This is a genomic window from Glaciimonas sp. GG7 (assembly GCF_052976905.1).
The window spans coordinates 18,979-33,590 of the sequence record NZ_JBRIIQ010000009.1; the positions used below are offsets into that span (position 1 = coordinate 18,979).

At 53.5% G+C, this 14,612-nt stretch carries 11 protein-coding genes and 1 tRNA gene; 10 read left to right on the forward strand and 2 right to left on the reverse strand.

Annotation, left to right across the window (positions count from 1 at the left end; genetic code table 11):
* Positions 1-24: 24 nt before the first annotated feature.
* From fdhE to ACVBEF_RS04185, 4 genes are all read left to right on the forward strand, one after another.
* Positions 25-1,068, forward strand: a complete 1,044-nt coding sequence (gene fdhE / locus ACVBEF_RS04170) for a formate dehydrogenase accessory protein FdhE (RefSeq protein ID WP_447122690.1) — start codon at positions 25-27, stop codon at positions 1,066-1,068.
* Positions 1,065-2,525 (forward strand): L-seryl-tRNA(Sec) selenium transferase, encoded by a 1,461-nt coding sequence (selA, locus tag ACVBEF_RS04175; protein ID WP_447122691.1) that lies wholly within the window; start codon positions 1,065-1,067, stop codon positions 2,523-2,525. The genes fdhE and selA overlap by 4 nt, the downstream gene beginning before the upstream one ends.
* Positions 2,522-4,492, forward strand: a complete 1,971-nt coding sequence (selB, locus tag ACVBEF_RS04180; protein WP_447122692.1) for a selenocysteine-specific translation elongation factor — start codon at positions 2,522-2,524, stop codon at positions 4,490-4,492. Before selA ends, selB begins: the two co-directional genes overlap by 4 nt.
* Positions 4,493-4,513: 21 nt before the next feature.
* Positions 4,514-4,606, forward strand: a tRNA-Sec gene (locus ACVBEF_RS04185).
* An 81-nt stretch (positions 4,607-4,687) separates the two neighbouring features.
* Here the strand turns inward: ACVBEF_RS04185 and ACVBEF_RS04190 are convergent.
* Together ACVBEF_RS04190 and ACVBEF_RS04195 are read right to left on the reverse strand one after the other, a co-directional pair.
* On the reverse strand, positions 4,688-4,975 hold the full coding sequence (locus ACVBEF_RS04190) for a hypothetical protein (RefSeq protein WP_447122693.1): 288 nt from the start codon (positions 4,973-4,975) through the stop codon (positions 4,688-4,690).
* 86 nt (positions 4,976-5,061) lie between these two features.
* The gene (locus ACVBEF_RS04195; protein ID WP_447122694.1) at positions 5,062-5,916 is read right to left on the reverse strand and encodes a Rid family hydrolase; all 855 of its coding nucleotides are present in this window, start codon (positions 5,914-5,916) and stop codon (positions 5,062-5,064) included.
* A 608-nt stretch (positions 5,917-6,524) separates the two neighbouring features.
* Here ACVBEF_RS04195 and ACVBEF_RS04200 point away from each other — a divergent pair.
* Genes ACVBEF_RS04200 through ACVBEF_RS04225 form a run of 6 tightly spaced genes read left to right on the forward strand, consistent with a single transcriptional unit; the run spans position 6,525 to position 14,599 of the window.
* Positions 6,525-8,174: a glycosyltransferase gene (locus tag ACVBEF_RS04200; protein WP_447122695.1), complete on the forward strand. Its 1,650-nt coding sequence runs from the start codon at positions 6,525-6,527 to the stop codon at positions 8,172-8,174.
* 3 nt (positions 8,175-8,177) lie between these two features.
* Positions 8,178-9,299 carry a hypothetical protein gene (locus ACVBEF_RS04205; RefSeq protein ID WP_447122696.1) on the forward strand — a complete coding sequence of 374 codons (1,122 nt, stop codon included), beginning with the start codon at positions 8,178-8,180 and terminating at the stop codon, positions 9,297-9,299.
* On the forward strand, positions 9,296-10,333 hold the full coding sequence (locus ACVBEF_RS04210; RefSeq protein WP_447122697.1) for a hypothetical protein: 1,038 nt from the start codon (positions 9,296-9,298) through the stop codon (positions 10,331-10,333). Before ACVBEF_RS04205 ends, ACVBEF_RS04210 begins: the two co-directional genes overlap by 4 nt.
* The gene (locus tag ACVBEF_RS04215; protein ID WP_447122698.1) at positions 10,327-12,234 is read left to right on the forward strand and encodes a hypothetical protein; all 1,908 of its coding nucleotides are present in this window, start codon (positions 10,327-10,329) and stop codon (positions 12,232-12,234) included. The genes ACVBEF_RS04210 and ACVBEF_RS04215 overlap by 7 nt, the downstream gene beginning before the upstream one ends.
* The gene (wecB, locus tag ACVBEF_RS04220) at positions 12,231-13,469 is read left to right on the forward strand and encodes a non-hydrolyzing UDP-N-acetylglucosamine 2-epimerase (RefSeq protein WP_447122699.1); all 1,239 of its coding nucleotides are present in this window, start codon (positions 12,231-12,233) and stop codon (positions 13,467-13,469) included. Before ACVBEF_RS04215 ends, wecB begins: the two co-directional genes overlap by 4 nt.
* Entirely contained in the window at positions 13,466-14,599 is a 1,134-nt protein-coding gene (locus tag ACVBEF_RS04225) for a YaiO family outer membrane beta-barrel protein (protein ID WP_447122700.1), read from the forward strand. The genes wecB and ACVBEF_RS04225 overlap by 4 nt, the downstream gene beginning before the upstream one ends.
* Positions 14,600-14,612: the final 13 nt, after the last annotated feature.

Consider the following 14,612-nt stretch of genomic DNA (forward strand, 5'->3'; position numbering starts at 1 on the left):
TTCATTTATTCAAAGGGAGTCTTAGTGCAACGAATTCTTGAACGCGGAGAAATTGAATCCCTCGATCACACCACTATTGCGCGGCTATTGTTGCCGCCTGCCGATGGCGTATTCGGACCGCGCGCAGCACGTCTGCGCAAATTAGCCGCCGGTGCCGTGCTCGGCACGCCGGTTAGTGATGAATTGAGTGGATATTTGCTGTTGATGGCTGATCTGGTGGATGCGCAAGATGCGGTGTTTGAATCGCTGACCGATGCCGATGCCGCATGGCCCGAGCAGGCGACGCTGGAGACTGCACGCCAGCATGGCATGCCGCCGTTACTGGCGCAGGGTGATTTATCGCCATTGGTGCGCAGTAGTTTATATACCGTCATGCAGCGCCTGTTAACCTTTCTGGTGCCAACCGCAGCAGAGCGGCCAGCGCTGGTTCCTGTGCTGGCGGCTTTGCATGCGCTAGATAAAGATGCGCTGAACATCTTGGCCGACGCCGTGTTGGCGCAACGTACTGAAGCGCTCGATCCGGCACAAGCGCCGTTTATCGCCGCGGCGCTGCAAGTGATCTGGACCCATCGTGCCAGCAAATTACTGCTGCAAGATGTGCCTACCCTGGAAACCGGTGCCGTGTGTCCATGCTGCGGTTCGCAGCCGGTCGCCAGCGTGGTACGGATCGGCGGGCAATCGCAGGGCTACCGTTATCTGCATTGCGAGTTGTGCGCCAGCGAATGGCATATGGTGCGGGTCAAATGCTCGCACTGCGAGAAAAACGCCAACATCGCCTATCAGGGGCTGGACAATCGTAGCGAAGCCGAGATTGCACAAGCCAACGAAGCGGCGTCGGTTATGCAGTCGATCAAACCTAACAAGGCTAACGATCCGCAAAAAGTCGTTCGTGCTGAAACCTGCGACGACTGTCATACCTACCGAAAAATCGTCAATCAGGAGCACGACTACGACGTCGAACCGCTGGCCGATGATCTGGCGACGTTGATGTTAGATGTCTTGGTAGCCGAAGCCGGTTATACCCGCGCCAGCATGAATCCCTTGCTCTGGTTTAACACACCAGAATGACGACGCACTCATCGGCACTGGATGGCGATGCAAGTTTTGCGGCACGTTTGCCCTCGGTTGAGAGGGTACTTGCCGACCCATCCTGTGGTGCACTGATCGAGCAATACGGTCGCACCCAAACGCTGGCGGCGCTGCGTGCGTTGCTGGCGGAGTTGCGTACTGAGTTGCGTGCGGAAATGGTGGGCGGGTGTGCTGCTGTACCGGGCACAATCGCCGCACTCAATACGGTTCTTGCCGCTCGTTTAGAGTGCGCCAACGTTTCTCCGATCAAACAACTATTCAACCTGACCGGTACGGTATTGCATACCAATCTGGGTCGGGCACTGTTGCCGGATGTGGCTATCAGCGCTGTTATGCAGGCGCTGAGTGCGCCGATGAATCTGGAATTCGATCTGAGCACCGGCAAGCGCGGTGACCGCGATGATCTGGTCGAAGGTTTGCTGTGCGAATTGACCGGTGCTGAAGCTGCAACCGTTGTCAATAACAACGCCGCCGCTGTGTTGCTGATGTTGAGCGCGATAGCCCCGCGCCGTGAAGTCATTGTTTCACGCGGGGAGTTAGTCGAAATCGGTGGGGCGTTTCGGATTCCCGACATCATGAAACAGGCGGGCGCAAAGTTGCGCGAAGTCGGGACCACCAACCGTACCCATCTGGCCGATTATGCCGACGCGATCAATGCACGCAGCGCTTTATTGATGAAAGTGCATTGCAGCAATTATGTGGTGCAGGGTTTTACTAAAAGTATCGAGATTGACGAACTTGCACGGCTGGGGAAAGAGCACGGCGTGCCGACCGCAGTCGATGTGGGTAGTGGCACCTTGATCGATCTGTCGCAATACGGCTTGCCGCGTGAAACCACCGTGCGCGAGACGATTGCCGCCGGGGCCGATCTGGTGACCTTTAGCGGCGACAAACTACTGGGCGGCCCGCAAGCCGGGTTGATCGTCGGACGCGCCGACCTGATTAAAAAAATTAAACGCCATCCGCTCAAGCGTTGCTTGCGCGTGAGCAAAATGACGCTGGCCGCGTTGGAGCCGGTGCTCGCGCTCTACCGCAGCCCTGAGTTTTTATCTGAGCGACTCACGACGCTACGCTTGTTGACCCGCCCTCAGGCGGCGATGCGCGCACAAGCAGAAAACCTTGCTCCGCTGCTCCAGCAAATACTTGGTGCTGCGTTTGTGGTGGCTGCCGAACCGTTATTGAGCCAGATCGGTAGTGGTGCTTTGCCGGTGGATTTGTTGCCGAGTTATGGACTGTCGTTGCGGGTCAATTCTGTTCATCCGCATAAAAGGCACGGAAGCGCACTTGGTCAGATGGAAAAAAAACTGCGCGCATTACCGCGTCCGGTCATCGGACGGATTTCCAACGATACGCTGTGGCTCGATCTGCGCTGTCTGGAAAGTGCAGATGAAGCGCCGTTCGTGGCCCAGCTTGCACAGTTAGCGGTGCAGCCATGATCGTCGGTACAGCAGGGCATATCGATCACGGCAAGACTACTTTGACGCGGGCCTTGACCGGCGTCGATACCGACCGCCTGAAGGAAGAAAAAGAACGCGGCATTTCCATCGAGCTGGGCTATGCCTATCTGCCTTTACCCAATGGCGAGATACTCGGCTTAATCGATGTCCCCGGACATGAAAAGTTGATCCACACCATGGCCGCCGGGGCTGCCGGGATTGATTTTGCCTTGCTGGTGATCGCCGCCGATGACGGCGTCATGCCGCAAACGTGTGAGCATCTGGCAATCCTCGCACTATTAGGCGTGCGACGTGGCGCGGTGGCATTGACTAAGATTGATCGGGTCGATGCAGAACGCATTGCCGAGGTGGAGGCCGAGATAACGGCGTTGTTGGCGTCCACACCGTTTTCCGGTGCAGCGATTTTCCGTACGCAAGCTAACGTGGATAATGATTCCGGCGTAGCGGCCTTACTGTCATACCTGAGCGATGCGGCAACAACGTTACCCCATGATCAGGATCAGCGCCTGTTTCGGCTAGCGATAGACCGTGTCTTCACGCTGGCCGGACATGGCACCGTCGTGACCGGCACTGCACTGGCAGGACGCGTAGCTATCGACGACATATTAGTGCTGGCACCGAGCGGTGAACGGGTCAGGGTGCGCAGTATTCACGCACAAAATCAGCCCGCTGCAATCGGCTATGCCGGCCAACGTCTGGCGCTCAACCTGGCCGGGATCGCCTGTGATCAAATCCATCGCGGCGACTGGATTGTGGCCCCCGCGCTGGCAGAGTGTTCCGAGCGCATCGATGTCGATCTGCAACTACTGGCAGATGCCGGTCAGTCGCTTAAAACCTGGTCACCGGTACATGTGCATCTTGGCGCAACGCATCGCACCGCGCATGTCGTGTTGCTTGAGGCGATGGATGGCGATGCCATGTCGCCAGGCCAGCAGGCAAGGGTGCAACTGGTATTTGATAAACCTTTGCATGCGGTGCCGGGTGAGCGTTTTGTGATTCGCAATGCGCAGGCATCACGCACCATCGGCGGTGGTCGGGTACTCGATCCCTTTGGTCCTGTCCACAAACGTCGCAGTGTTGCACGTGGTGCATGGCGCGATGCGCTTGCTGCTTTTGTTGTTTCAACGGACACCCGTTGCGGTATCACGGGCATTGCAGCGCTGCTTGCCTGCAGTCCACTTGGCCTGCATCGTTCTGCGTTAGTGCGCTTGTCGCAATTGCCGCCAGAGCATCTTGCGCTGCCTGCCGATACGCTCACGGTCTCTCTGCGCGAAGGCGATGCCTTACTCATTACACAGTCCGCCAGAGATGTGCTTGCTGCGCGTGCCGTGGAGGCATTAAGGGCGTTTCATGCGAGTACACCGGATGATGTCGGCCCCCATATTGGCCGCCTTAAACGCATAGTTGAGCCTGATCTGGACGATGCGCTATGGCGGGTGTTGGTGGCGTCGTTATGCCTGGCCAACACGATGCTGCAGCAAGGCCCTTGGCTGCATCTGCCGGAACATACTGTGGAGTTGCATGCCGACGAACAAGCGTTAGCGCTTCAACTGCTCGAGGCCCTTGATGCAGGTAGATTTAATCCACCGTGGGTCCGCGATCTGGCACAGGCGCACTCGGCAGATGAAATGGCCGTGCGCGATCTGCTATGCAAGTTAGCCAAACGCGGACAGCTCAATCAAATCGTTAAGGATCTGTTTTATACGCCATCCCGGGTGGATGAGCTCTCACAAATCGTCGCCGGACTCGCGCATGGTGATAGTGCACAGCCTGTGGATGCACCATCGACCCCGGTGAGTGCTGGCGCTTTTCGGGATGCAACCGGTCTGGGACGTAAACGGGCAATTCAATTGTTGGAATTTTTTGATCGCGTCGGCTATACTCGGCGGCGCGGTGATGTCCACCTGGTGCGCATAGACAGTCCTTGGGGTAATGCGACAGGATAGATATTACGTACTACACATTTTGGAAGGTATACGCATCCGGTGGTGCGGCCGGGCTTCAAACCCGGTAGGGGGCGTCAGCCGCTTCCTCGTAAGTTCGACTCTTGCTACCTTCCGCCGATATCGCGTTAAAAAAGCGGTGACAATCTTTTTAGATTGTCACCGCTTTTTTTAATCTAACGTGATGCTTTCAAGTTCTTAACATTTAGCAAAAAACATTTTCGTCTGCGCATCCTTTCGTTCCTGGCTAATCCATTCTCTGGTTTGCACCGGACGTTGTTGTCCTTCGTTATTTCTAGCGTGGGCCAGACGTTCATCGTCCATCCGGTTCAGTTCATCAATCCGCGCTTGTAACAGTCGGCACTCCTCGGATGGAGGTACTTTTACGTCTTCCAGTGATACACGTGGCGCGCCTTGCTGAGCCGACGCGATGGAAATTACGGTTGCTGCCCATAGCCCGAATAAAAAGATGGTTAGTTTTCTCATATGTGGTTTCTCGTTAGCGAATCGAACACTCTTTTTATCCGATCTGCATGACAATCACAATCCTGTCGCAAGCAAATAGAAAAAGTCTACTGTGGCAAATAAGATGCTGAACCATCGATCCAGTCTTGTCGTGCCGGAGAGAAAAAATCGATATCGACGGTGTCTTCGGTAAACACAAATTTATGCGGCACATCAGGCGGAATAATGATCATGTCACCGGCTTGCATGACGTATTGTTTCCCGCCCACTTCAACCTCGGCGCGGCCTTTGGTGATCCAGGTGACCTGCTCATTGGGATGTTGATGCATCGGAATGACTGCGCCTTTTTTCATCTCCCAACGAACAAATGTGCTTTGTGTGCCGTGCAAATACTGGCGCGTAATGAGCTCAGAGAGTTGTTCTGCCGGCAGCGCTTCAAGCGCGTGTAATGGGGGAGGAGCACTTGCATGCATGATCACGGCTGGTGTCTTGATTCTCGACATCGGGCTCCGATAAGCGATCGCATCAATCTCAACGTTGAGGGTTTTATCGGGGAAGCCGACCACGACCGTTGTGCGTGCCGGGGGATCATTGGGAAAATACGATTGATACACGGCATTCATGGCAGCGAAATCTTTGCCATGACGCAGATAGACCGTGGTTTTCACGATGTCCTTCAGGCTTAGGCCTGAGCGTGCCAAGGTTTGTTCGAACTGCGCCATGATGTGATGGACCTCCATTTTGACGCCACCTGGAATGACCTTGTTTTGTGCATCGGTGCCAACTGCTCCTGAGAGAAAAACATAGTCGCCTGCCTCAATGGCGGTGCTGAAATGTTTGCCAGGATCGATCGCTTTTCTGGCAGTTGATGCGTGGACTTGTTCCTGGGAGTGCGATGCCTTGAGGAACAACATCTGGGTGATGGCAATGGCGAATATGACGAACGTTGTGTGTATTTTCATTAGCGATATTTCCTTCTTGGTTAAATTGATGGAGTTATACGAAGTGGTTTTCTTCGTTGCCAACTGAGTCATGTTTGTCTTTTGAGTTCCGGCGGAATTGGCGTCCAATACAATTATTTTCGAGTGCTCTCAGACTATTCTGGCGTCAAATTTTAATTGCTGAATCACCTCAAATTATTTTCAGATTTGCCGGTATTGAAAGCGGGAAATCTCCTAATTTTTGTTGTCCAGCGTGCGGCATCCTAAACGGGTTTTTCAACCCTTTTTAAGCAAAAAATACGTGTGTGGATTTTCCAAAATGCAACACTATTGTTGTATTTTTATAAATTATTATATTTTTAACAATACTTAATGCGTTGTTTAGTTGTCTACTTTATAATTAAAAAAACAATATTTTGCATGTGTCCTCATTGCCAATAAGACCGCAAAAATGATGCAGACGTAGTCTTCAAACGTGACATCTATGTGGTGTTCAGCTTAGGAGAAAAGAGATGTTTTTTCTTTTTACCCTTCATCAAGTTACGTGGCGCCAGCCAAGGCGGGGGCACATTTCGATCCCCGACACTGGATTTTTCCGCACGGTTTTTGGTTTTGTACTGTGCTGCTTTTTGTACGCCTCAACCGCCGGACACAGCCTGGCACTGCCGGGCACCTCTCAAGTACCCAAGGCAAATCTCCTCGCGACTATCCATGCTCTGAGCGATAAAGCTGAGGTAGCGGCGATGTCGACACCGCCATCGCAAGCAACGCACTCATCGAAAAATATGTCTGTCGTGCCAGATGCAAAGCCGATCCGATTGCTAATGCCTGTGACTGTCAATACCAAGAAACCGCCCAAGCAAACACTACGTGCCAACTGGCCTGTGACGCCGATTCAAATGGATTCCATTTCGCCATTTTCGATGGTGCAAGACGCGCCTGCGTTTGGTACTTCAGTTGGTACTTCATTTGGTACTTCTGCGGTCGAATTTCCCGTGAAAACTATCCCTGGTGGAAAGCTGATGATGCTGCTGCTCCAGTGGCTGGGGGCAGTGATTGCGGTTTTTCTGGTGATATACACCTGCCGACACGTCATCTTTACCTTGAATCGGCTGTTCGGTGTGCAACGCCATCCTTACAGTGATATCGATGTTGCCAATTGGCCGAGCGTCACCGTGCTGATTGCCGCCCACAATGAAGAGGCGGTTATTTCCGGCTCACTCAGAGCGTTGCTGGAAGTCGATTTTCCTGCCGGTAAGCTCGATATCGTGCCAGTCAATGATCGCTCCACAGACAGAACGCGTGAAATCATTGACCGCTTCGTCGCACAACATCCGGACCGGATTCATCCGTTTCACCGTGTTGATGGCAAGCCGGGTAAAGCGGCGGCGTTGAAGGATGCCACGGCGGCGGTTACCAGCGACATCATTATTGTGTTTGACGCCGATTACATTCCGTCAAAAGGGTTGATCAAACAACTTGTATCGGCTTTTTTCGATCCTGAAGTGGGAGCGGTCATGGGGCGGGTCGTGCCTCTGAATGTGGGCACCAATTTGCTCACGCGCTTACTGGATCTGGAACGTTCTGCCGGCTATCAAGTGGACCAGCAAGCGCGGATGAATCTCCGTTTGGTGCCGCAATACGGCGGCACGGTCGGTGGTGTCCGTATGCGTGCGCTGCACAGTATTGGTGGCTGGCATGACGATGTGCTGGCCGAGGATACCGATCTGACGTTTCGTTTGCTGTTGCGTGGCTGGAAAACGGTCTATCAAAATCGCTGCGAATGTTATGAGGAGGTGCCGGAGTCGTGGCCGGTGCGTTACCGGCAAATCAAGCGTTGGGCCAAGGGGCACAATCAGGCGCTGTTCCGACATTCGAAGGCATTGCTACGAGACCGTTCCGTGCCGGTGATGGAGCGCATAGATGGTTTGCTGTTGCTGGGTGTGTACGCGATGTCACCGATGGTGATTTTGGGATGGGTGATCGGGATTCTCGCGTTCTATTTTGGCGATACGCCGCTGGCGATCGGATTGTTGTCGGTCGTCGCATTTACCAGCTATTGCACACTGGGAAATTTCGCCGCTTTTTTTGAAATTGCCGCTGGGGTCCATCTGGACTATAACCACCGACGCATCCGGCTACTACCTTTTAATCTGATCGGTTTTATCGTCAGCTTAGTGGGTATTTCGGAAGCGACGCTAGAGCAACTGCTGACCGATCACCTCATGCATCGTCGCTTTCAGTGGGATAAAACCGTGCGCTATCGGAAGGAGGTTTGAGTCATGTGGACCATCCTTTTTTTCTTGTTTGCATTGTCGTTATTCATCACGCCATTGCTGCCAGCGCTGCGTGAATTGCTATGGCCCACCGATATCGATCCGCTCAATATCGCGTATGACCATGACCGTAGCATTACCCGCTTTGCGCGCAGGCTGGCGCAGTTGTCGCGGGAGTATCTTGCGGCGCTTTCTTTGCCTGAAAGTGCCGTAGGGTCGCAGCTGAAATCCGCCAATATGGCAGAATTTTTGATCGTTATTGAGGATGCGGCACTTCCCCTGGAGCCAGAAGAAGTCACCCGGCGGATGACTGAGCGGCGACTGGTGGGCGAAAAAAATCTGATGTTGCCCGACTGTTTTGATTATGCGCGTGAGGTCTACGCGATAGGGAATATTCAAAGCGGGATCAACAATCATTTTCGTGCGCTGTTTGCGGAAGGGGATATTGCGCTGCGTAGCGGCAATCAAGTATTGCGCTGGGTGCATGCGAGACGCTTGCATATCGGCGCTGAGGCAGTCTTATACGGTCGGGCCTCTGCCGATGATGAAATGCATTTCCATGGCGCGGCCCATTTCGAACGACTCAATGCACCGCGTATCTGTGTTGGAGAAGTCAATCGCCACTCGCCAGTTGATGTCGCAGGCGCTGACGCTAAAACGGTAATAGAGCGACCTTCTGCACTTGCACTGATCGCCCATCAGGTCGATCAACGACCGGATGAAGGACGCATGATTGCCTTGGGCGATTTGACGCTGCCAGCCGATACCGTTCTTTACGGCGATCTGATTGTGCGTGGAAAATTGCGGATAGGCGCTGGTGTATTAGTTCTGGGAAGTATCAAAGCCCACCGCAGTATCCAGATGGAAGCGGGGGTCACCGTACGCGGCGCTGTGGTGAGTGCCGGGCGGATTATTTGCGGCAATCATGCGGTGATCGATGGCCCGCTGATCTCGGAGCAAGCGGTGTTGATCGGCCATGGTGCACGGATTGGATCGCTATCTCATCCGACCTCGATCAGTGCGCCTGTCATCAAACTCTATGCTCACAATACGATTGCCTACGGAACGGTATGGGCACGGGAGCGTGGCGTGGTGGTCAATCGTGGTACGAACAAGGCGGCGTTATGAACACCGTTCAACCAGGTCGGCTTGCCTGTATTGCTGGTGCATTCACGCTGGCATTGCCGTTACTGTCGGTGGCGATTGCGCCCGTTGATCGGTCTCTTTCACTGGACGGATATCAACGCGAAGATGGTGCCATTACGTTAAAGCGTGACACCGCATTTGTGGACCCTTACTTCGCTACCAAAGCACTGCTGCTGGCCGTGCAACACGGGCTGGACATGCGCGAGATTACCCAAAAATGGATAGCCTGGCTGTTGCCCCGTCAACTTCCTGATGGTCGTTTCATGCGCTATTGCAGATATGAACTGGCTGCACAATGGCTCGCTTGCAAGGATGCTGATGCAGACGACGCGATGATGGCAATGTGGGTGGCACTGCTGGCCGAGGCGACGCCGGGCGAAATGCCTGTGGCGCTGCAAAACAGTATGGATCGTGCACTCACGCGGCTGGAGTCGCTGCGGGTAGCCGACGGCGTCACAGGCACTGGTGTCTATACGATTTCCTCGACCAATTCTGCAGCGCTGTTGATGGATAACGTAGAGATCTACGAAGGCTACAGCGCCTTGTCCAGATACTTTGCAGCGCACGGCCCGCTCTGGCGCGCAAAAGCTTATACCGTACGGGCGATGGCCGTGGCCGACGCGATTGAGCGGGTTTTTTGGGACCCGGTGTCAGAGCGCTATCGGATTACGACGCAAGTCAGACAGAGCGATGATTTTTATCCGGATCAGGTGGCGCAACTGTATCCCTTGCTGGGTGGATTGCCGGATATCTGCGGTGAGCGCCGCTCTTCCCGCTCTTCCTATCACGCATGGATGGCGCGCAATAAAGCGCCTTGGTTAACGCTGACGGCGGACTATTTTCCGTGGGGTTTAGTGGCCATTGCGGCACTTCATATGGATGACAAGCCCACCGCACTGAGTTGGGTTGAGAGCGCAAGTGGGTTGCGTGCCGGGCCGCGTTGGAATGTTCTCGAAGAAGTAACGTATGTGATTTTGCGTCCGTCTTCATGGTGCTTGGAAAGGTCATTATGTTAAAGCGTCTCTGGACGACAGCAGTCGTGTTGGTGTTGTTGGCTTTGATAGCTCTGGCGGTGGTGCGTCACTTTCAAGCGCACGAAGGAGCCATAGATACGATTGCCTTTTTGATTGAGGATGATGTGCCGTTGACGGATGTAGGCGTGCGGGCATGGAAGGATGCGGCGCTGGAAGAGGGGGTGCATCTTGAACCAGTGCATGCCGGGGAATTTTTACAACCGTCGATCTTTCACCGTGTGCGATTGGAGGGCGGGTATGCCGGGGTGATTGTGCCCGACGCCATGCATCGGAAGATGAGCGTGGTGCTCATCGATACCCTTTCTGAATATGTGCGCAACGGTGGCAAGCTGATGCTGACCTTTGATGCCGGTACGCTCAATTTAAAAGGTGGGGCGGTGCCGGAGCGGGCCAGATTGTCGGCCTTGGCCGGTGTTGAGTACGCATTGTATAAAAAACTGGGCGACGACACGCTGGTGGTGGGTTCTGCGATTAGCACGCCGGATGTATTGAATGCGCTCAATATTCCCCCGGGAAAATATGCTGACGTCCCCATCGACCTTGCCAGCGTGGATTCGATTGCTTCGCGCCGCAAGGTCGGTCTGGACGTGACGAAAGAAGTGGTGATTTCCTCGTATAGCTATGATCGACTGGAATACGGCCATTTCGTTACCGAAGGCGTGTTTGAGGGGCGCACCTTGATGGTCTCAGACAGCGGCGATCTGTTGGCGGGTGTGCACCCGTTTGGCGCGGGAAAAGTCTTGTTTGTGAATTTCCCTCTGACCTATCTGAAGCTGCGTACCGATGGCGCGCCCTTGCATGGTTTCTTGAATTATTTTGCCCGTACCATTTTGCAGCTCCCTGTCATGGGCAATACGCCGGACGGGATTGGCGGCCTGGTTATGAACTGGCATATCGATTCAAAGTTGGCGCTTCCAGGCATTGCGAAAATGGTCGATTTAGGTTTTTTTGAGCAGGGGCCTTATTCCATCGACATCACCGCAGGGCCGGATACGAATACGTTTGGCGACCATGTCGGGCTCGATGTGGTGAATAATCCTGAGATACAGAAATGGATGAAATTATTCGTCGCACGCGGTGATGAAGTCGGTAGTCACGGTGGCTGGATTCATAATTATTTTGGCGAACATATCAGCGATTCCAATGAGAAAGATTTCGCCAAATATATTGCGCTCAATAACGACGCCATTTCAACCGTCACGGGTAAACCGATACGCGAATATTCAGCGCCCTTAGGAAATCATCCTGCCTGGGTCAGTCGTTGGCTGGAGGCGCACGGTGTGCATTCGCATTACTACACCGGCAATGTTGGTCAGGGACCAACCCGTTCGTATATCAATGGCGAACGTCTGGGCAAAACAATCTGGACATTTCCGGTATTAGTGCGCGGAGAAATTGCGACCTTTGAAGAGGCTGCACGGGACCCGGCAGTGAGCCAGAAGGATTTCGGCATTTGGCTCAATGAGATCAGCGACTTTACCCAGGATCAGGCGCTCATACGGCTGGTGTATTTTCATCCGCCGGGCGTGGCGCTCTACAGTGATGCGGCCCGGGCATGGATGACCCACACCCGGGAAATGCTCTCGCATGGACAATTTCGCTGGTACACCATGACCCGGATTGCTGACTTTCTTGATCAGCGTGAGTTAGTCCAATGGGATTTTGCTGAAGACCGCAAACACATGCTGATTTTCAGCGCGACGCATCCGGACAATCTGAATGAACAAACCTGGCGATTTTCTAAGGCGCGCTATACCGAGCCGATCATCGATGCTGGGATGGGAAGCGTGCGCAGCGCCGCAACTGAATGGATTATCGTGGCCGGCAACGGCAAGCAACTTAAGGCACATCTGTTTTATCGAGCACAGGGAGAAATAAAATGAATCCTTCGATCTTGTTATGTATGGGCACGCGGCCTGAAATCATCAAAATGGCGCCGGTGTATCGGGCGTTAAAAGCGTCGGCATTGCCGGTCAAGTTATTGCATACCGGCCAGCATCATGAAATGGCATGGCCCTTATACAAATTTTTCAATATGTTGCCGGATTATTTTTTAAAACTGGAGCGCAGCTCTGCTTCACTGGCCTATTTAAACGGCCTGTTAATTGAAGAAATCGATGCGGTGTTAGAGAAAAATTCGCCCATCGCGGTATTGGTCCACGGCGACACATCGAGTGCGCTGGCGGCGACGATGGCAGCTTTTTATCACCAGATTCCGGTTGGTCATGTCGAGGCGGGCTTACGTAGCGGGTCGATGTATGACCCATTTCCAGAGGAAAAAAATCGTGAATTGATCGGCCGGATCGCCACCTGGCATTTTGCGCCTACCCCGATTGCGCAAGCGAGTCTTTTGCGGGAAGGTCTGGCAAGTAAAACAATCCATTGTGTCGGCAATACCATTGTTGATGCCACGTTGTGGGGTATCGACTATATCGACAAGTTGCCAGCGCAAGGCGTGGCTGTGCTACCGCAGTGTTTGCAGGGATTGCCGGATGTGTTATCGAAGACAAATACACGCTTGATGTTGGTCACCGCGCATCGCCGGGAAAACTGGGGGAAAGGTATTGCATCGATCGCCACAGCGGTGCGCGAGGCGCTGGAAAACGACGCAACATTGTGCGCGGTCTGGCCGGTGCATGCGAACCCTATCGTACAAAATACAGTGCATCAGATCTTTGCCGACGTTAGCCCTGATGTTGCAAAACGCTTGTTTCTGACTGAGCCGTTGAACTATCCGGCGTTACTGTGGATTATGAAAAGGGCCTGGCTCATCCTGACCGATTCGGGCGGCATTCAGGAGGAGGCCATGGTGCTGCACGTTCCGGTTTTTGTCTTGCGAGACACCACGGAACGGCCGGAATTGATTGCCGCTGGCGGCGGCATTATGGTGGGAACAGACCCCGTTATCATCACCGAAAAACTCAATTGGTTGCGTGCCGATGAGGCGAGTCGACGCAACATGTGCGATGTGAAAAATCCGTTTGGTGACGGTCACGCCGCTACGCATATTAGCGATATTCTTTTGCAAAGTATCACCGTCGGAGAGGCGCAAAGGAGGGGCGATGTAGAAAGTAAACCCTGCGCTATGGTGTCGATGGGAAGCGAGCGTGCAGCGTGATATCCGCATACAAAGAAGCACAAAAGTTGGTGATGGTGCTGGCGATCACCGGTGTAATGCTGGCTGTTGAGATGGATGCCGATGCGTTTGCGACTGCGCCGCCCTCCAATGATATAAACGATGTGTATCCCGGATTCGATGCCGCGCCCCTACTAACGGAGAAAGCACCGATACCAGTACGTAAAAAACATCGGAAAGCCCCATTGATGGCACGCTCTGAGAATGCCGTTGCAGTGGCCACAGTTGTCAGTGAAGTTGAAACGGCTGCGCCGCCAGCCACGGAGATGACGCCTGTGATGCAGGAAAATGCGAACGGCACGTTTGCGCTACCGGAAAAGGTGGGCTTGCAGGATGGCAATGCGATAGAAACGATGCCTATTCTTGCGTCCGATATACCGGCGCAAGCGCCATCGCCACCGCCCGCAAAAGGTTTTATCGAGGCGGGTGCTCAGCATTATGTGTTGACCGGGCATGAACCATCGTGGGAGGGCGAATATGTACGCGGCGCGTGGGTCCAGAATGCAGACAATGTGTGGAATTACGAGTTGGTCAATGCGCGGCGATTTGGTGATGGCGGGACTTTTTATAGTGGCGGCTTGACGCATACCTTCAACGAAGATTGGTACGGCGCGTTAGCACTAGGATCAAGTTCAGGCGGGATATTCTGGCCGCGAGAGCGGGTTGATGTGTTCTTGCATGTCAAATTACTCGAACAGAAAAATCTTGTCGCCAACATCGGCTATACGCATTACCAGGCAAAAGATGCGCACCATGATCAGATTCTTCATGTGGGTGCGGACTATTATTTTGAGATGCCATTGATCGTATCGGCGGAATTCATTCTCAATAACAGTTCGCCAGGCAATGTGAATGCGGGGTACGGTTTTTTGACCGCGGCCTATGGTCATGAGAAAGAGTCTTATCTGACGCTCAGACTAGGGCATGGCAAAGAAGCCTATCAATTGCTTGGCGACGCGCAAGTAATTGCCGGCTTTAACAGCAGTGTCGCGACCATTACTTACCGTAAATGGATAGGCAGAGATTGGGGCTTTAACCTTGTGGGCGAGTATTACAAGAACCCTATTTACAAGCGTCGTGGGATTGAGATCGGTATTTTTAAGGATTTTTAAGGAGTGATCTGAG

What these genes read in the sequence shown, in the direction of transcription:
- ACVBEF_RS04205 (WP_447122696.1), top strand. Translation starts at nt 8,178, where the DNA reads ATGTGGACCATCCTTTTTTTCTTGTTTGCATTGTCGTTATTCATCACG.
- ACVBEF_RS04210 (WP_447122697.1), top strand. Translation starts at nt 9,296, where the DNA reads ATGAACACCGTTCAACCAGGTCGGCTTGCCTGTATTGCTGGTGCATTC.
- wecB (WP_447122699.1), top strand. Translation starts at nt 12,231, where the DNA reads ATGAATCCTTCGATCTTGTTATGTATGGGCACGCGGCCTGAAATCATC.
- ACVBEF_RS04195 (WP_447122694.1), bottom strand. Translation starts at nt 5,916, where the DNA reads ATGAAAATACACACAACGTTCGTCATATTCGCCATTGCCATCACCCAG.
- selA (WP_447122691.1), top strand. Translation starts at nt 1,065, where the DNA reads ATGACGACGCACTCATCGGCACTGGATGGCGATGCAAGTTTTGCGGCA.
- ACVBEF_RS04215 (WP_447122698.1), top strand. Translation starts at nt 10,327, where the DNA reads ATGTTAAAGCGTCTCTGGACGACAGCAGTCGTGTTGGTGTTGTTGGCT.
- selB (WP_447122692.1), top strand. Translation starts at nt 2,522, where the DNA reads ATGATCGTCGGTACAGCAGGGCATATCGATCACGGCAAGACTACTTTG.
- ACVBEF_RS04190 (WP_447122693.1), bottom strand. Translation starts at nt 4,975, where the DNA reads ATGAGAAAACTAACCATCTTTTTATTCGGGCTATGGGCAGCAACCGTA.